The sequence below is a fragment of the Flavobacterium sp. GW821-FHT11G01 genome, assembly GCF_058808175.1.
On the sequence record NZ_JBXARK010000009.1, the window covers coordinates 169,768 to 188,168 of the forward strand.

The 18,401-nt window shown below is 33.8% G+C and carries 17 protein-coding genes and 1 tRNA gene; 9 read left to right on the forward strand and 9 right to left on the reverse strand.

What is annotated here, in order from left to right; genetic code table 11:
- Positions 1-88: 88 nt before the first annotated feature.
- From AC1RRN_RS16685 to AC1RRN_RS16695, 3 genes are all read right to left on the reverse strand, one after another.
- Positions 89-2,041 (reverse strand): PKD domain-containing protein, encoded by a 1,953-nt coding sequence (locus AC1RRN_RS16685; RefSeq protein ID WP_492968381.1) that lies wholly within the window; start codon positions 2,039-2,041, stop codon positions 89-91.
- A gap of 111 nt (positions 2,042-2,152) precedes the next feature.
- Positions 2,153-3,139 carry a hypothetical protein gene (locus AC1RRN_RS16690; RefSeq protein ID WP_492968382.1) on the reverse strand — a complete coding sequence of 329 codons (987 nt, stop codon included), beginning with the start codon at positions 3,137-3,139 and terminating at the stop codon, positions 2,153-2,155.
- 200 nt (positions 3,140-3,339) lie between these two features.
- On the reverse strand, positions 3,340-3,639 hold the full coding sequence (locus AC1RRN_RS16695; protein ID WP_492968383.1) for a hypothetical protein: 300 nt from the start codon (positions 3,637-3,639) through the stop codon (positions 3,340-3,342).
- Positions 3,640-3,765: 126 nt separating this feature from the next.
- On the opposite strand from AC1RRN_RS16695, the gene AC1RRN_RS16700 reads away from it, so the two are divergent.
- The 6 genes from AC1RRN_RS16700 to AC1RRN_RS16725 all read left to right on the forward strand — a co-directional run bounded on the left by AC1RRN_RS16700 (position 3,766) and on the right by AC1RRN_RS16725 (position 10,267).
- Entirely contained in the window at positions 3,766-4,350 is a 585-nt protein-coding gene (locus AC1RRN_RS16700; RefSeq protein WP_492968384.1) for an RNA polymerase sigma factor, read from the forward strand.
- 2 nt (positions 4,351-4,352) lie between these two features.
- Positions 4,353-5,078: a tetratricopeptide repeat protein gene (locus AC1RRN_RS16705; RefSeq protein WP_492968385.1), complete on the forward strand. Its 726-nt coding sequence runs from the start codon at positions 4,353-4,355 to the stop codon at positions 5,076-5,078.
- A 234-nt stretch (positions 5,079-5,312) separates the two neighbouring features.
- Positions 5,313-6,974, forward strand: coding sequence for a S41 family peptidase (locus AC1RRN_RS16710; RefSeq protein WP_492968386.1), 1,662 nt, complete (start codon positions 5,313-5,315; stop codon positions 6,972-6,974).
- 292 nt (positions 6,975-7,266) lie between these two features.
- Positions 7,267-8,046, forward strand: a complete 780-nt coding sequence (locus AC1RRN_RS16715) for a TatD family hydrolase (RefSeq protein ID WP_492968387.1) — start codon at positions 7,267-7,269, stop codon at positions 8,044-8,046.
- Positions 8,047-8,109: 63 nt separating this feature from the next.
- Positions 8,110-9,246: a 1-acyl-sn-glycerol-3-phosphate acyltransferase gene (locus tag AC1RRN_RS16720; protein WP_492968388.1), complete on the forward strand. Its 1,137-nt coding sequence runs from the start codon at positions 8,110-8,112 to the stop codon at positions 9,244-9,246.
- Positions 9,236-10,267 carry an asparaginase gene (locus tag AC1RRN_RS16725; RefSeq protein WP_492968389.1) on the forward strand — a complete coding sequence of 344 codons (1,032 nt, stop codon included), beginning with the start codon at positions 9,236-9,238 and terminating at the stop codon, positions 10,265-10,267. The genes AC1RRN_RS16720 and AC1RRN_RS16725 overlap by 11 nt, the downstream gene beginning before the upstream one ends.
- Before the next feature lie 165 nt (positions 10,268-10,432).
- Here the strand turns inward: AC1RRN_RS16725 and AC1RRN_RS16730 are convergent, their stop codons facing one another.
- Positions 10,433-11,665 (reverse strand): MFS transporter, encoded by a 1,233-nt coding sequence (locus tag AC1RRN_RS16730; RefSeq protein WP_492968390.1) that lies wholly within the window; start codon positions 11,663-11,665, stop codon positions 10,433-10,435.
- 91 nt (positions 11,666-11,756) lie between these two features.
- Between AC1RRN_RS16730 and AC1RRN_RS16735 the strand changes: the two genes are divergently transcribed.
- From AC1RRN_RS16735 to AC1RRN_RS16745, 3 genes are all read left to right on the forward strand, one after another.
- Entirely contained in the window at positions 11,757-12,629 is an 873-nt protein-coding gene (locus AC1RRN_RS16735; RefSeq protein ID WP_492968391.1) for a LysR substrate-binding domain-containing protein, read from the forward strand.
- A 60-nt stretch (positions 12,630-12,689) separates the two neighbouring features.
- Positions 12,690-12,776, forward strand: a tRNA-Ser gene (locus tag AC1RRN_RS16740).
- Between the two features lie 72 nt (positions 12,777-12,848).
- Positions 12,849-13,439: a hypothetical protein gene (locus tag AC1RRN_RS16745; protein WP_492968392.1), complete on the forward strand. Its 591-nt coding sequence runs from the start codon at positions 12,849-12,851 to the stop codon at positions 13,437-13,439.
- Between the two features lie 36 nt (positions 13,440-13,475).
- On the opposite strand, the gene AC1RRN_RS16750 is transcribed toward AC1RRN_RS16745, so the two are convergent.
- The 5 genes from AC1RRN_RS16750 to AC1RRN_RS16770 form a co-directional block, all read right to left on the reverse strand.
- Positions 13,476-14,435, reverse strand: coding sequence for a nitrilase family protein (locus AC1RRN_RS16750; protein WP_492968393.1), 960 nt, complete (start codon positions 14,433-14,435; stop codon positions 13,476-13,478).
- Positions 14,436-14,502: 67 nt separating this feature from the next.
- The gene (locus tag AC1RRN_RS16755) at positions 14,503-15,330 is read right to left on the reverse strand and encodes an AraC family transcriptional regulator (protein ID WP_492968394.1); all 828 of its coding nucleotides are present in this window, start codon (positions 15,328-15,330) and stop codon (positions 14,503-14,505) included.
- Positions 15,331-15,422: 92 nt separating this feature from the next.
- Positions 15,423-16,187: an SGNH/GDSL hydrolase family protein gene (locus AC1RRN_RS16760; RefSeq protein ID WP_492968395.1), complete on the reverse strand. Its 765-nt coding sequence runs from the start codon at positions 16,185-16,187 to the stop codon at positions 15,423-15,425.
- A gap of 68 nt (positions 16,188-16,255) precedes the next feature.
- Positions 16,256-17,038 carry a DUF3050 domain-containing protein gene (locus AC1RRN_RS16765; protein ID WP_492968396.1) on the reverse strand — a complete coding sequence of 261 codons (783 nt, stop codon included), beginning with the start codon at positions 17,036-17,038 and terminating at the stop codon, positions 16,256-16,258.
- Positions 17,039-17,124: 86 nt separating this feature from the next.
- Positions 17,125-18,303, reverse strand: a complete 1,179-nt coding sequence (locus AC1RRN_RS16770; RefSeq protein WP_492968397.1) for an acyl-CoA dehydrogenase family protein — start codon at positions 18,301-18,303, stop codon at positions 17,125-17,127.
- Between the last annotated feature and the right edge of the window lie 98 nt (positions 18,304-18,401).

Below are 18,401 nucleotides of genomic sequence, written 5' to 3' on the forward strand. Positions count from 1 at the left end.
CAAGTTTTTCACAGAGATTTACAGAGAATTTAAAAATAACTTTGTGAATCTCTGTGAAAAACCTCCGTGCATCTCTGTGGTATAACTCCTAAAACTTCCAAATTCCGTAAAACTGGAAATAATTAAAATTCTGTTCAAAGTTGATTACATAACGCGCACCCAAACTCGGACCAATTCTTGCAAAACCAGCCGTCAAATCAAACAAAAGACCGGTTTTAAAATCGGCAAAAGAATTTTTTACCGTATTGGATGTTGTGGTTGTGCTAATTAAAAAATTCTCCTTATCGCCTTCAAAAGTTTCGACTTTTATGTTTTGATTTTGTTCTTCAGAGACGTTGATATTCGCCTGGATTCCGGCACCAATTCCGATATAATTATTAATATTATAACGAACTAAAAGCGGAACTTCCCAATTTACATTTTTGTTTTCAGTTGCTGTCGTCGTGCGTACCAATTGCCGTACTCCGTTTGCGTTCGTATTTATTACATTTTGAATATCAACTTCACTGTCATATTTATTCAAAGCATTAACCCATTCTGCCTGCCAATAAAAACGATACGATTTAAAAGGCGAAATTGTGGCGCCCACAAAATAACTTGTCGATTTTTCTAAATCGGGATACAAATTATAACCGGCTTTTGCTCCAATCGAAATTCCGGGTAAGAATCTGGTTGTGGCATAATTGGTAATAATCGGTTCGTTTTTATCAAAAATAATTGCCGTTCGGCTTCGGGTTTTTACTTTATGAAAGTCTTCTGCAAATTTCATCGAATATTTTACAAAACCTTTTGTAGAGTCTTTTTCATGTACATTTTTCTGTTCGCTTCCGGGCAAATAAATGTTTTTGAAAGTAAAGAAAATCTGTTTTTGTTTGATAATCGTATCCAAACAACTTACCGTTGGTTCTTCGCCTTTTGGGCAAATAGGACATTTAGGATACATGTCTTCAATCTGAAAAGTTTTCTTGTCGAACATATCCGGAATATCAGTTTCTAACCGAATCATTCTCGCCGGACCTTCGCCATTATTTTGAAAACGGGTTTTAAAATTCACTCTTTTAAAACGCACGAGTCTGTAATTCATAAAACTTCCGTTAGAACCCATTTTATTTGGGTCATGAGAAGTTACGATTTCCATTTCCAGATTTTTTATTTTGTGGTTTTTATAACTTCTGTTCGGAACAAAAATTCCACGCATCGTAACCGTTGCGCTGGTGTCTTTAATCATTTCCGGTGTTGTTTTGAAAGTGTAAAAAACATTGTGCGTTTCACCCGGATTGGCATCATCAAATTCTAAAACCGAAACATTATGATACATTTTATTTGCTTCTAATAAAGTAGCGTCAAGATCTTCTTCAGAAGTTGTATTTCGGTATTTTTTAAGTTTAAGAATGTTTTCGGCGGAAGCCAGATAATTTTTAGAATCATCCAAATCATCAACAGAAGCCACTGTATTTTCTTTTATTTCGCGTTCGTTGGCATACGTTCTAAAATCGATTAATTCGAAATTATTGTTCTTAAATTGCTTTTCATTATAGAACAAATAAAGCTTTCCGCTCGCCACATAATTTTCCAGATTTTGATAACCTACTACGACTACCATTTCCTGTTCCGGAATAGGATCACAGTTTTTAATAATTGCAAATCCGTTTTGATCTTCGATTGATGCAATGTCTTTATAATTGGTATCTGTAATATCGTTTACAGCCACTTTTTTAGGTCGCGTTGCCGGTGGTTTTCCATTGTCGTAATTGTTGGTTACGGCAAGTCTTGTGGTGTACGTTCCTTTGTTTTTATAGACGTGTTTAGGTTCGGCTTCTTTGCTGTAATGGCCGTCGCCGAGTTCCCATAAATACGAATAACTAGGTTTTGGCGCACCAGCAATCGGAATTAAAGGCGGAGTTTCTGGCTTAAAAGTAACGGCATTTCCGTTTTGAATAAAACCAATATTGGCTCTTCGGGTTATGGTGTCTTTTACTTTGGTTTGTCCTATTGAGAAAATAGAAAATAGAAGAAAGAAAATAGACGATAGTGTTTTCATACCTAGAGAGTTTTTAGCCTTAAAATCATCAGAATTAATTTTAAAACTGGATTAAATGTAAAAAAAAGTGATGAGCAAATCACCACTTTTTCTTAAAAAGTATTTTGTAAGTTACTGAATAGCATTGATTGCGGCTACCAGTTGGGCTTCTGTTCCAATAACAGTTTCTGCAAGCGTAAAGGTGTAAACGTCATTTGCTGCAACTGTTACTGCCTTAATTGCATAACGCCATTGACCATTATCTTCAGTCACAAAAATCACATGACATTTTAAACCAATCGGAATTTGACCGTAGTGCTCGCTGAATAAACCAGCCGTTGTATAAGTATCTAATTTAGCCAATGCATTTGTTCCTTCGCCATCATAAGACAAATAAACAGCACTATTGTTGTTGTCATAACCATCAGGAGCATCAACAAGAAGGGTTGTTTTTGGTCTTGGATCGCTGTAGAAACGGTCTACGTTTGTCCATCCAAAGTTTCCAAAAGTCACATAATAGTTGGCACCTTCGCCCTGAACACCGCCTTTTCCGTTTGCTCCGTCAGCGCCCGCTTTTGCTTCTCTCCAGGCTAATTCACCTTTTTCGTCGATTACACCAGTCCATAAAGTCATGGCGTTGTCTAAACCATCTGTTAAGGCTGTCGGAATCATCATATTCATAGTACAGGAATTTTGAAGTTCAACGCCTCCCTGAGTGGCTTTGATGAAAATTTCTCCTCCTGAAATTAATAGGTTTTTCTTTCCGTCAGGCGTAATTCCCATTGTTGGTTTGTTGGTTACCAACATGTTTCCTTTGTCAAAAAGTTCGATGTATTCGATATCGACAGTTCCTGTTACCGGATTTCCGTTTTTCGTTAAACAGTTTCCGTTTATGTTTACTTTTACTCCTTTTGCAGAGGTAAAGGTTACAACTCCAGCTCCGGCTGTGATGGTGAAGTTTTGTGTGTTTCTTTTAACTCCTTTTTCGCTAATGCTTTTGAAAGCGGCTGATGTTGGCGGCGAAATAATAATGTCATCGCCATCGCTGGTAGTGTCGCAACTTACTAAAGTGATTACTAATAAAAATAAAAGACTAATAGTTTTAAATTTTGTGTTCATGATTTCTAGTTTTATAAATCTGTCTTGATAGTTTCAAGTGGTTTACAGATTCTGGTTGTTAATTTTAATTTTATATTCTTATATCAATTCGGGTTTGATATTGTTACCCTTAATTTTAAAATTTATTTTTCGGCTTGTTTTATATGGTTATATCAACTCATGATTAAAATTGTTACCCCTGTTTTTTATTTTTTTTTAATTTATGCGGAGAGGCATTTGTCTTCAAATAGATTTCCGTCTTCGTCGACGGCGACCAATATGTTTTTCTTCCGCGAAAGCGTAATTATTAAATACAACCAGACAATCGACCAAAGTCCAAATGTGAGACAAGTGAGAAAGAGATGAAAAGAATGTTTGATGGCTTTTTTTTCTTTGGATAAAACCACGTACGGCAACTTCTCATTATGTTCGATAACGATAAAACCATTTCGTTTTTTGGCCGAAATCATTTCGTAAAATTGATCCAGACTTTTTTTATTTGTGAATTGATACGTTTCCATTTCTTTAATTTTTTTAATCTAAAAGATAATTGTACTCCTATATCAACTTGATTTTGTAATTGTTACCCCATGAAATGAGAGTTATTTCAGATTCTTTTTCTAAATTAGCTATCAAAAAGTTTTTTTATGGGCGCAAATAAAATTCATCCTGACCAAATATATATTGAAGGGCTTGCTGCAAATGACTCGGCAATTATTCAATCTATATATAAGAAGTTCGTTCCCAAAGTCGTTTTTTTTGTCATGAATAATTCTGGCGATAAAGAGCAGGCTCAGGACATAGTTCAGGAAGTGATGATTTTGCTTTTTAATCAGGCTAAAGCCAATACCTTAAAATTAACGTGTCCGTTTGATGCGTACTTTTTTTTATTATGCAAAAGGAAATGGCTGAATGAGTTTAAAAAAAGATCGAATAAAGGGGTAACAATTAATGAAGATGTGGTATCTATGAATGAATCTGCACTCGAATTAATTGGACAAACAGAGGAATTTGACGAAAAACAACAACTTTTTGATACGATGTTTCAGAAATTGGGAGATAAATGTCAGGAGCTCTTAAAACTAAGTTTTTCAATTAAATCGATGGAAGAAGTTGCTGAAAAACTCAACGTGACTTATGGTTATGTCCGTAAAAAGAAATCGTTGTGCGTGGGCCAGTTAACGCAGTGGATTCAGGAAGCCAAAAATTTTAATTCTCTAAAAAACAATTAGTCATGAACGAAGAACGCTACATATTATTTGATCAATATCTTCAAAGCGAAATGACTGCTGCTGAAAAAACTGATTTTGAAAAACAATTAGCCGAAGATCCGGAATTTGCATCAGAATTTGAGACTTTCAAAACAGTACAACTTCAGTTGGAAAATAAATTTGGGTTTGAAGCCGAAAGAGAAGCGTTTAAGGAAAATCTGACCCAAATTTCAGAAAAGCATTTCAATAACAGTAAACCAAAAGTAGTATTAATGCGTCCGTGGTATTATGCAGCGGCTGCGTCTATAATTATTTTATTCGGATTGTTCTTTTTTGATTACAATCAGAATCCAACTTTTAACGATTATAATCATCCCGGACAGGCTCACTTTACAGAAAGAAGCACTACAGATATGCATCTCTTACAAGCCGAAAAAGCTTTTAATAGCAGAAAATTTAAAGATGCGATTCTGTTTTTTGAAATGGCTTTAAAAGAAACAAACACACCAGAAGTTCAATATTATTATGGCGTTTCTTTATTAGAAATCAGTGAATACAAAAAAGCCGAAGCTGTTTTTAATGAATTGAAAGCCACAAGCCCTGTTTATAAAGACAAGTCGCTTTGGAATTTAGCTTTAATAAAATTAAAACAAAAAGATTATAAAGGATGCAAGCAAATCCTGCAAACTATTTCTCAGGACTATGAAGATTATGATGAAGTTCAGGAACTTTTGGATGCTTTAGATTAAAGTTTATTTCACAGAGATTCGCAAAATTTAACCGCAAGGTGCGCAAAGGGTTTACGCAAAGATTCGCAAAGATTTTAATCTCCTTGCGTTCCATAGCGTAAACCCTTTGCGCACCTTGCGGTTAATTCTTTTTGCTTTTACGTAAAGCCGTAAATAGATTTGAATTTTAATAACTACATTCGACTTTGTTTTTTCCAAATTACCCAAAACTATTTACAACCTAACGATTATTTAATGAAAAAAATCACCATCTTTTTTCTATTAGTTCTTTCACAACTGACTTTCGGAAATGCTAAAATTACAGAAACAGAAAAACTTGCAGCAACTTGTAAAGTTTGGGGATTCTTAAAATATTATCATCCAGTTGTTGCGGGAGGCAAAACAAATTGGGATGAACAGCTTTTAGAAAAACTTCCTAAAATAGAAAAAGCACAAACCAAAGAAGAGTTTTCCTTAATTCTCGAAAACTGGATCGATGATCTTGGTCCGGTAAAAGAAATTGCGCCAATTGCTGCACCAAAAGAGATCAGGTTTCTGGATAAAAACTTCGATTTAAGCTGGATTAACAGCAATAAATTGTTTTCGAAAAAGCTTTCGAAGAAACTCAAATTTATTGAAGAAAACAGGTTTCAGGGCAAACAGTTTTACGTTGAAGGAAAAGAACATGTTGAGAATGTGTCTTTGATAAATGAGCGTTATGACGATCCCAATTTTGAGGATAAAAACTCCAAACTGCGCATGATATTTATGTATTGGAATGTGGTCGAATACTTTTTTCCTTTTAAATATTTAATGAGTCAAAAATGGGATGAAACGTTAACAGAGACATTACCTGCAGTTGTCAAATCTGAAAATGGTAACGATTTTTACACAGCAATGAAAAAAATGGTTTCAAAAATGGATGACAGCCATACGGAGTTTTTTATCTATAAGTCTACGATAGGCGAAGGAAAAGGAAAATTTTTTCCGGCTAAGGGAAAAATAATTGATGAAAAAATAGTTGTAACAGAAATTTTAGGCGACAGTCTGGCTGAGGTTTATGATATTAAAGTAGGCGATGTAATCACGAAAATAAACGACAAAACAATTAAAGAACTTATTTCAGAAAATAGAGATTTAATCTGTGCTTCAAATGACGATGCTTATCTGGACAAACTGACAAAAGTTATTTTGATGAATAACTCAGATAATGTTAAAGTAGAATTTTTAAAAGATGGAAAATTCGAAACAAAAGAAATGATTTGGTTTGATTATCATGATTCTCACAGAAATGAATTTAAAAAGGGAGTCATGAAAAAGAAAGACAAGTTTAAGCTTTTGGAAAATAATATAGGCTATGTTGATATGGGTATTATAAAATCGAGAAATATTCCGGCGATGATTGAAGCTTTAAAAACTTCCAAAGCAATTGTTTTTGATATGAGAAATTATCCACTAGGTACTTTTAGAGAAATATCAGAATTTTTAAATCCGCAGGAAAAAGAATTTGCCATTTATACCCGCCCATATTATGAGTATCCTGGCAAATTTATTTGGGATGGCTCGACGAAAAGCGGTTCTGAAAACAAAGATAATTACAAAGGAAAAGTGATTGTTTTGCTTAACGAAAAATCAATCAGTCAATCTGAATGGACGGCAATGTGCTTCCAGGCGGCGGGCAATACGACAATCATTGGAAGTCAGACCGCAGGAGCAGACGGAAATGTAAGTCAGTTTGATTTTCAGGGATTTCACACTTTGTTTTCAGGAATTGGTGTTTATTATCCAGATGGAAGAGAAACACAAAGAATTGGAATCGTGCCGGATATCGAAGTAAAACCAACCATAAAAGGAATTCAGGAAGGAAAAGATGAAGTTTTAGACCGCGCTTTGCGTTTTATTGAAACTGGAAAATAAGTAGAATATGTCATCCTGAGCGAAGTAGGAGAACAATAAGCACTGGGAAAAGAATTGGGGATCTTTTTTCGCGTACTTCAACGTCGCTCAGCCTGACATCTATAAAGAATTTAATAAGCAAACCTTTGTCAAAGTTCAAAACTTTGATAAAGGTTTTCGTTTTTAAGGAAAAAATCCGTTTTTCATCCGTGTTTTCACGAAGTGAATCCGCGTCATCCGCGTGCCAAATCCTCTCAAAATTGCTATTCTTTTAATATTGTCGTAATTTTGACAGCTTTAAAAAATTAGACAATTGAATTCAACACCAATAATTACCGATACACACACCCATTTATATTCTGAAGAGTTTGATCAGGATCGTGACGAAATGATGCAAAGAGCCATAAATGCCGGAGTAACACGTTTTTTTATTCCCGCAATTGATGTTGCTGCAACACAATCGATGTACGATTTAGAGCAAAATTATCCGGATTATGTCTTTTTGATGATGGGTTTGCATCCCACTTATGTGAAAGATAATTATGAGGAAGAATTAAAACATGTAGAAACCGAATTGGCCAGAAGAAAGTTTTATGCTGTTGGAGAAATTGGGATTGATTTGTATTGGGATAAAACGCATTTAAAAGAGCAGCAAACTGCTTTTAGAAGACAAATCCAGTTGGCAAAACAATATAAATTGCCCATCGTAATTCATTGTCGTGAAGCTTTTGATGAAATTTTTGAAATTTTAGAAGAAGAAAAATCGGATGATTTATTTGGAATTTTTCACTGTTTTACCGGAACGCATGAACAAGCTTTACAGGCAATTTCGTATAATATGAAGTTGGGAATTGGCGGAGTCGTAACTTTTAAAAACGGAAAAATTGATCAATTTCTAAATCAGATCGATTTAAAACATATTGTTTTGGAGACCGATTCTCCTTATTTGGCGCCCATTCCGTACCGAGGAAAACGAAATGAAAGCAGTTATTTAGTCAATGTTTTAGCAAAATTATCTTATATTTATAATATTTCTGAAGAAGAAATTGCAGAAATTACAACACAAAACTCAAAAGATGTTTTTGGGATTTAATAACCAACTAACAATACTTTAATTTTTTTTTTGTTCTTTTGCCCACCTAAATAAATATTTATAATGCAGAGATTTGATGCCATTCGACCGTTTTATGATTCAGAAATAAATGAAGCACTTCATGATGTTGTGAATCATCCGATGATGAAAACCATGATGAACTTTACTTTTCCGGAAGTACAAGATGAGGTTTGGAAAGAGCAGCTTAAAAAAACACATTCAATTCGTGATTTTCAATGCAACTTTATTTATAATACAATACAAAAGGTTTTAGAGAAAAGTTCTGAAGGCCTTACAACTTCAGGATTCGAGAAACTTGAAAAAAATACTTCTTACTTATTTATTTCTAATCACAGAGATATTTTATTAGATACTACTTTACTGAATGTTTGTTTGTTCGAACATGGTTTGGTTATGACCGCATCTGCAATTGGAGATAATTTAGTTAAGAAAGCGTTCTTAAGTACTTTGGCGAAACTAAACAGAAACTTTTTGGTTTTAAGAGGTTTGACACCAAGAGAAATGTTGCAGAGTTCTAAATTATTGTCTGAATATATGGGACAATTATTGCTTCGCGAAAATCGTTCGGTTTGGATTGCACAACGTGAAGGACGTACGAAAGATGGAAATGACGAAACCAATCCGGGTGTTTTAAAAATGATCGGAATGGGTTCTGACGAAGCCAATTTGATGGATTATTTTAAGAAATTAAAAATAGTTCCGGTTTCTATCTCATACGAATATGATCCGACAGATGTTTTGAAAATGCCACAATTAATGGCCGAAGCAAATAACGAGGTTTATATCAAAGAAAAAAACGAGGATTTCATGACCATTTTAAGTGGAATTATGGGAACCAAAAAAAGAATACACATTTCTGTTGGAGATGTTTTAGATACTGAAATTGATCAAATTGTAGCAGAGAACGACAACGCTAACAAACAAATTCAGGCTTTAGCGCAAGTTATCGATGATTCTATTTTGAAGAGTTACAGACTATGGCCAACAAACTTTATTGCTTACGATATTTTAAACGAGACAGATAAATTTTCTCATTTGTACAGAGAAAGTGAAAAATCACTTTTTGAGCGTCGTTTAGAAATGAGAATCGGAAGTGATAATCCGGTTACAAGACAAGGATTCTTATCAATGTATTCCAATCCTGTAGTCAATAAATTAAAATACCAGGATGTCATCTAAAGCTAAAATATTGCTGATTTATACCGGAGGAACTATCGGTATGAGCAAAGATTTTGAAACGGGCGCACTCAAAGCGTTCAACTTTGGAAAACTATTGCAAAAGATTCCTGAAATCAAACAATTAGACTGCGAAATTGAAACCGTTTCTTTTGAAAACCCAATAGATTCTTCGAACATGAATCCGGAAATGTGGACAAAAATTGCCACTATTATTGAGCAAAACTATATTGCTTACGATGGATTTGTAGTGCTTCACGGTTCAGATACCATGTCATATTCAGCTTCAGCATTGAGTTTTATGCTGGAGAATTTAGCAAAGCCAGTTGTGTTTACAGGTTCTCAATTGCCGATTGGAGATTTGAGAACTGATGCTAAAGAAAACCTGATTACGGCAATCCAAATTGCCTCACTTCAGGAAAACGGAAAACCGGTTATTACTGAAGTTTGTCTGTATTTTGAATATAAATTATACCGAGGCAACCGAACTTCAAAAGTAAATGCAGAACATTTTAAGGCTTTTACAGCTCCAAATTATCCTGAATTGGTAGAATCCGGAGTTCATCTTAAATTAAACAGACATTTATTTCTTCCTGTAAAGGAAAATGCTAAATTGATTGTTCACAAGAATTTAGACAATCATGTAGCGATTATAAAAATGTTTCCGGGAATGAGCGAAGTTGTTTTATCTTCAATTCTTGCCATTAAAGATTTAAAAGGAATTGTTCTTGAAACCTATGGTTCAGGAAATGCACCAACCGAAGAATGGTTTTTGAATTTGATTCAGAAAGCGATTCAGTCCGGTTTGCATATCGTAAATGTGACGCAATGTTCTGGAGGAAGCGTAAATATGGGACAATACGAAACCAGTACGGCCTTAAAATCTCTGGGCGTGATTTCTGGAAAAGATATTACTACCGAAGCAGCCATTACAAAATTGATGTATTTGTTAGGACATAATATTCAGCAGGAAAATTTTAAAACGATTTTTGAAACGGCACTGCGCGGAGAGATTTCGCTATAAAGTTTACGATATTTTTGTCATTTCGACGAAGGAGAAATCACACTCGAAATTCGACAAAGATTGGCGGTTTTAGCAACGGAGCTTCTTGTGTGATTTCTCCTTCGTCGAAATGACAATATTGTCGATAATTGGAATTTGGAATTTTTTTATTGAAATTTTTAAAGTTTAATCTTTATAACGAACCGGACAAGTTTCCAATTCTTCTTCAGAACTATGTCTTTTGTAATAAACATACACAATTACTGAAATAATACAAATGATTCCCTGAATTGCAACCGTATTTCTTGTTCCGATAATATGCGAAACATATCCAATAATCAAACTTCCCACAGGAATCATTCCCTGATACGCCATTAAATAATAACTGATACTTCTTGAACGCATTTTTACAGCACTTTGTGTCTGAACATAAATGTTTATAGCAGAGGTTTGTGCCATCATTCCGACGCCGCTTAATGCCATGCAAATAAGTGCTACAGTTAAACTATTTGAATAGGCGAGTATAATTACACTGAAACCTAATAATAAACTCGCAGCAATCATTATTTTGCTCATATTATCAGCTTTTTTAAGGTTAGCCAGATAAATAGCTGATACAATAGATCCAATTCCGGCAGCACTTTCAAACCAACTAAAAGTTTGGGCATTTCCGCTGAAAATATCTTTGGCGAAAACCGGCATTAAAGTATTAAAAGAAATCACGAATAAACTGCTACACATTAGCATTAAAAGCATTTTTGCCATTTCGGTTTCTTTTTTTACATAATCCAGACCTTCAATAAAATCATCCCACATTTTTAATTTGTCGGTTGCTTTAATATGCGGGGTAATTTTCATCATTAACAAAGAAACCAAAACCGGAATATAACTTAGAAAGTTTCCAATAAAACAAATGTCTTCACCATATTGGTTTAAAATAATTCCGGCTAATGCCGGGCCGGCAATTCGGGCAAAATTATTTAAAGTAGAGTTTAAAGCAACTGCATTAGGTAAATCTTCTTTATCATCAACGATATCAATCATCATGGTTTGTCTACAAGTCATATCAAACGAATTGATAATTCCCTGAAATAGACTTAAAGCCAGAATAAAATTGATGTTGTATATTTTTAAATAAATCAGCAAAGCCAAAGCCCCAGCCTGAAACATCGATAAAGATTGTAACAAAATCATGCTTTTATGTCTGTCGTAACGCCCAATTATACTTCCGGCAATTGGCGCCAGAAATAAAGACGGAATCATACTTAAAAAAGTAGCCAGTCCTAATAAAAAAACAGAGCCGGTAATGCTGTAAACCATCCAACTTACAGCTGTTTTTTGAAGCCATGTTCCAACAATAGAAACTGATTGTCCGTAAAAGAACAATTTGAAGTTTTTTGATTTTAACGCTTTAAACATAACCTCTGATATTTTTTTACAAAGTTCGGGATTATGATTTCATTAGAAAAATTAATAATTTTACTGATAATAAGTAGTAAAACTTATCAATATGGAGATCTATCAATTAGAATATTTTATAAAAACAGCCGAGGTTTTGCATTTTACAAAGGCAGCCGAATTATGTTTTGTAACACAATCCGGATTGTCACAGCAAATTAAAAAACTCGAAGAAGAACTCGGAATGCCTTTGTTTGTGAGAATTGGAAAGAAGGTACAGCTTACCGAAGCAGGTGCTGTTTTTTTAATTCACGCCAAACAAGTTATAGAAAATGTTCAGAATGGAAAACAGGCCATTGATGATTTAAATCAGATGATTGGCGGAGAATTGCGAATTGGTGTAACTTATATTTTTGGCCTTTTGGTTTTACCTGTGGTTAATTCGTTTGCTAAAACCTACCCGAATTTAAAGATTGTCGTAGAATATGGCACAACAGAACCTTTGGAACAAAAATTATTGAATAACGAACTAGATTTAGTTTTAGTAATTTCTTCCAATGAAATTAAACATCCATTTCAGAAAATTCCATTGTTTACCTCAAATTTGGTTATGGCGGTTGCAAAATCACATCCTTTAGCCGTTTTAGATAAAATCGCGTTTAAGAAAATAGAAGATATTGCACTTATTTTGCCTGTGAAAGGATTTAATTCGAGAGAGTTTTTAGATGAATTATTTCTAAAAAATAATATGAAACCTAAAGTTTCGATTGAATTAAATGCAGTTCATGCTTTATTGCGATTAGTTGGAGACAGTGATTGGGCTACAATTGTAACCGAAAAAGCCATGAAAGGCTGGGATAATTTAAAAGCAATTCAGATCACGGGCGTAGGTACACAAAGAGATTCGTTTATATTAACCATTGAAGGTGCGTATCAAAAAAAGGCAGTAAAACTTTTTATAGAAGAATTCAGAAAAAGTATGTAAAGTAATTTTAGATTTTGTTTTTCTAACTCAATTTTTTTTGTGTTCTTTGCAGACCTATAAAGAGAGGTGTCCGAGTGGTTGAAGGAGCTAGCCTGGAAAGCTAGTATATGGGTAACTGTATCGAGGGTTCGAATCCCTTCCTCTCTGCGAAATTTAAATTAAACCTGTAGATTAATTTTTACGGGTTTTTTATTGTCTAAAAAAAAATAAAAATTGTCAATGAGAAAAATCTACTTATTAATAATCTTGGGAGTAAGTTTAAATATGCATGCTCAAAATGCAACTGCTGAAAAATCTATATTTGGAGTACAAGCCGGATTTATTGGCGTATGGGCTAACAATGAAAGCCGACTGGTGAATAACTTTGTATTAAGAAGCGAAATTGGAATTGAACATGATATTGCAGTTGGAGATCAATATGAAGGAGCAGGTTTTATTTTTCAACCAGTATTGACACTAGAACCTAAGCTTTATTATAATTTGAGTAAAAGAAGTCAAAACGGAAAAAATATCTCAAAAAACAGTGGGAATTATGTCTCATTAAAAACAAGTTATCATCCTGATTGGTTTGTATTGAATTTGGATGATGATATCACAAAAACAGCCGATTTGTCAATTGTTCCAACCTGGGGTTTCAGACGTGTGGTTGGAGAACATTTTACTTATGAAGGAGGAGCAGGTTTGGGTTACAGAATTGTTTTTCTAAAACCTAATTATTATAACGGATACGCTCACAGTGTTGATGGTTTTTCTTCAAATGAAAGTCAATATACACCGTATTTTCACATAAGAGTAGGATATACTTTTTAAATAAAAAACCTCTTGATTTTTCAAGAGGTTTTTTATTTAACTTTTTTCATCAGAATTTAACCAAACTACATTTTGCTCTGATTCGTGATTCTGCCCAATAATATCGCGGTATAATTCTGGTCTTCTTGCCTTTATATAACGACTTCCTCCAGCCTGAATGCATTTTTCAGGAGTAATTACTGCTGTAGTAAAAGAGTCATCAAAAGTTCGACATTCGGCAATTATATCTCCAAACGGATCAATAATCATAGAACAACCGTTTTTTAACTGGTCGTCATCCATACCAATCGGATTTGAAAATATTGCATAAATAGCGTTGTCATATGCACGTGCAGGCAGCCATTTTAGCAACCAGTCTCTTCCTTTCATTCCGTCGAATTCCAGTCTTAAAGAAGTGGGATCCGTTTCGCGATTCTCCCAAAGTTGAGGTGCAACAAAACCAGCGCCGGGTCTGGTAGATGGCGTGCACATTGTTACGTGTGGCATGAAAATGACATCGGCGCCTAAAAGTTTTGTAGCCCGAACATTTTCGATAATATTATTATCGTAGCAAATTAAAATTCCGCATTTCCAACCGTTAATTTCAAAAACACAATAACGATCTCCAGCGGTGAGATTCGGATTTATAAAAGGATGAAGTTTTCTGTATTTAGCAACTAAACCATTTTTGTCAACACAAACATAAGCTTTGAATAAATTGTCGTTTTCATCTTTTTCGAAAAGCCCGGCTAATATTGTAATATTATTGTTTTTGGCAATTTCGGCAAGTTTTAAAATGCTTTCTCCGTTTGGAATAAATTCTGCTAAATCCAGCATTTGATCTTTCGATAAATGCCTTGCAAATGTATATCCGGTTATAGAACATTCATGAAATGAAATGACATTGCAGCCTTCGCTGGACGCTTTTTGCGAAAGCTTTTCGATTACAGATAAGTTGTATTTTTTATCGCCACTTTTATTTTCGAACTGAGCTGTGGCTATTTTTAGATTCGTCATTTTTTTGCTATTAAGTGATGTCAAAAATAGCATTCAAAATATTTTATAAATTGTACAAAACCGACATTTATAGTGTAAAAGAAGGAAAGGTTTTTAGGAGATTATTGGTCAATTTTCCTGGAGTATTTAAATATTCTTTAGGAGTAATTCCGGTATGTTTTTTAAATTCTTTGATAAGATGTGATTGATCTGAAAATCCTGCATCATAACAAATTGTTGTAAGATTGGTGTCGTCAGATTTGTGTTTTAGTAATTTTAGAAAATGATGGAGTCTTATAACATTGCCAAATTTCTTCGGATTTAATCCGATGCATTCCTTAAACTTTCTTTCAAGATGTCTTTCTGTGTAACCGGTATAATCGGTCAATTGTTTTACTGAGAAATATCCTTTATTGGCAATAATAAAATCTAAAGAACTATTTATTATTAATTGGTTTGATTCTGATTTTTTAGAGATAATGGTTTTAAAAAAATGATTTAAAAGTTTGATTTTCTCATCATTATCATTTTGTTCAGATAATTTTTCCTCAAGAATGACACCATTTTTGCCCAAAATAGCATCTGTACTTATAATATCGTCCTGAAACTCATTGGCAGGAATTTGTAACAACTTATTTATTCCGTTAGGTTGAAAAACGACAATTACTAAAGCAATTTCATTTTCAGAATATATGTCTTTAAAGTTATTGAGTTGCCCGTATAAAAAAGAGCCTGGTAAATAATTTTTTATTTCATAACCCTGAATGTCAGAAATAAGCTTACTTTTTAAAGAAAATACAATACCCATATTACCATCAGAAAACAAACGAAGTTTTTGAATTGTAGTTTCCTTATTATCTAAAAAAAGATAATGTTTGATATAAGGAGATAATTCTTTTGATGGTAAAACTTGCATGAAAGTATTTTAACCAAATTTAGAAAGAAATTCTGAATTTGGTTTTAAAACGAAGAAAAACAGAATTAATTTATCTGGAAATCTAAAAAATATTAATCCTGTAAAACCATTTTTATTTTAGGAAACATACGATCAACAAACATTTTATAAGCCATTTCTGAAGGATGTAACCCATCTGAAGCAACCAAACTCTTATTGTTTAATCCTTGTCTGGTAATATCGGTTATTGAAATAAAAGCAATGCCATTCATCATACAATAATTCTCTGCAAAAGTATTGTATTGATTGATTTCTGTTGAAATTTTTGCTCGTCCTGATTCTCCCTGACCGGAGCCATATTGAGTATAAGCATAATCAGGAATAGAGACTACAATTACATTTTTTTTGTCTCCTTTTGCTAATAGAATTGATTTTTTAACCAATTCGGGAAATTCTTTTTGATAAACCGAAAAATCCATGTGCTGATATTGATTGTTTACACCAATTAAAAGGGTAACCAAATCATAATTTGGATCTGGATTTTGAGTATTTATTGCCGAAATTAAGTCAGTAGTTGTCCACCCAGTTGTGGCAATTATTTTTAATGAAAATGTAGTACCGGGATATGTTATATTTAAATTTGATTTGATTTGTTCCGGAAATCGACAAACCTCGCAAACGCTTTGACCGATGGTGTAACTGTCACCTAAAGCTAAATACTTTATAGAAGTTGAAATTGGTGTAGTTGGAACTGTAGTTGTTGGAGGAATAACAACAGGAGGTTTTACTGCCGTTTGTGAATTTGTTTCTTCAGCACTGCAACTTAGCAGGAATATCGAAAGAATAACGGTAACTATTTGTTTGAAATGTGATTTCATAATTTGGATAAATTAGATTCTGGATCATTCTAAACAAATAGTTACGTTAAATATGTTGCTTTGGTTTTTTATACCATTTCTGTTTTCATCAGAATTTCTTCTTCGATAGCATTCCAAAGTCCGATTCGTTTTTCTAATGCCAAAATCGAGATTTCTTCTACTTCCTTCCATTTTTGAGCATCTTCTTCACATAAGTCTGTGATCATTTGCATTGCCATTGGTCCGTGCTCATCGGCATCTAACTCGATATGTCTTTCAAAGTAATAAAGCAATTTGCTTAGATCAGTTTCAGGTAGATTTTTTTGAAAGTTTTTTAAGATTGCAGTAAACATACTCGGAATCAAATCTTCTCTTCCAAAAGTAAATGTTGCTGCAATTTCATGCGGTTTTCCTTCTTCAATAACTCTAAAAGTAAAATCTAAAAAGGCTTTAATATTTGGATGTAATGAACTTTGTTTGATGGCAACAAAAATATTATGCAACGAATGTACTTCAGACAAAAATTTGTTGATTCCGTTTGTATCGGCACCACAATCTTCCATTGCTTCAAGATACATTTCATAATGACTTTGTCTTCTTCCGTCAATCGTCAAATCGGTTTCTTCGGCAAGAACAATTTCATTGATCAAATATCTCGTTTCAGGGTTTTTTGTAGCAAACCAAGGTGTTGTTGTGCAGGTAAGTTTGGCTTGTAACGCTTTTAATAGTGACATAAAATCCCAAACGGCATAAACATGACTTTCTAAGAAAATATGCAAATCATCTATGCTTTGGATTTTGTTGTATAAAGAATGTTGTAAAAGTTGTTCTTTTTGAGGTTGAATGCTATTGTTTATAGTTTCAATATTCATTGGTGGAATTTTTTGCAAATATAAAAAGCTTCTCGGTAAGAAGAAGCTTTTAGTATTGTTTTTGTATATATTTTAATAGTTATCTATTATTTAAATGCTGGAATTCCAGTTACATCCATTCCGGTTATCAATAAATGAATATCATGAGTACCTTCATAAGTGATAACACTTTCAAGATTCATCATATGTCTCATAATCGAATATTCGCCGGTAATTCCCATTCCGCCTAACATTTGTCTTGCTTCACGTGCAATATGAATCGCCATATCGACATTATTACGTTTTGCCATCGAAATTTGAGCCGTTGTAGCTTTTCCTTCGTTTCTCAAAACACCTAAACGCCAGGTCAATAACTGGGCTTTGGTGATTTCAGTAATCATTTCAGCTAACTTCTTTTGTTGCAATTGCGTTCCTGCAATTGGTTTTCCAAACTGAATTCTTTCTTTTGCGTAACGCAAAGCAGTATCATAACAATCCATGGCAGCTCCAATTGCGCCCCATGCAATTCCGTATCGGGCAGAATCCAAACAACCCAGAGGAGCTCCTAAACCTGATTTGTTTGGTAGTAAATTTTCTTTAGGAACTTTTACATTATCAAAAATCAACTCTCCTGTTGATGACGCACGAAGCGACCATTTATTATGTGTTTCCGGAGTTGTAAAACCTTCCATTCCGCGTTCAACGATTAATCCGTGAATTCTTCCTGTTTCATCTTTGGCCCAAACTACCGCAATATCTGCGAATGGAGCGTTAGAAATCCACATTTTGGCACCATTTAAAAGATAATGATCTCCCATATCTTTAAAATTGGTAATCATGCTTCCGGGATCAGAACCGTGATCTGGCTCAGTTAAACCAAAACAACCCATGAATTCTCCAGTAGCCAATTTTGGTAAATATTTCATTCTTTGTTCTTCATTTCCATATTTCCAGATCGGATACATTACTAATGAAGATTGAACAGATGAAGTTGATCGTATACCAGAATCACCACGTTCTATTTCCTGCATAATTAAACCATATGAAATTTGGTCTAGACCTGCACCTCCGTATTCTACCGGAATATAAGGTCCGAACCCGCCAATTTCTCCAAGTCCTTTTATGATTTGTTTAGGAAATTCTGCCTTTTGAGCGTACTCTTCTATAATAGGAGAAACTTCTCTTTTTACCCATGCACGTGCAGATTCGCGAACTAATTTATGTTCGTCTGTCAATAAATCGTCAAGGTTGAAATAATCTGGAGCCTGAAATAAGTCTGGTTTCATTTTTGATAGTTTTACAAAAACAAATTTACGCAATAAAAATATAACAAAACAAGGCTAAATTGTTATATTTTTTTAATTTCGTAACAAAATTAACAACA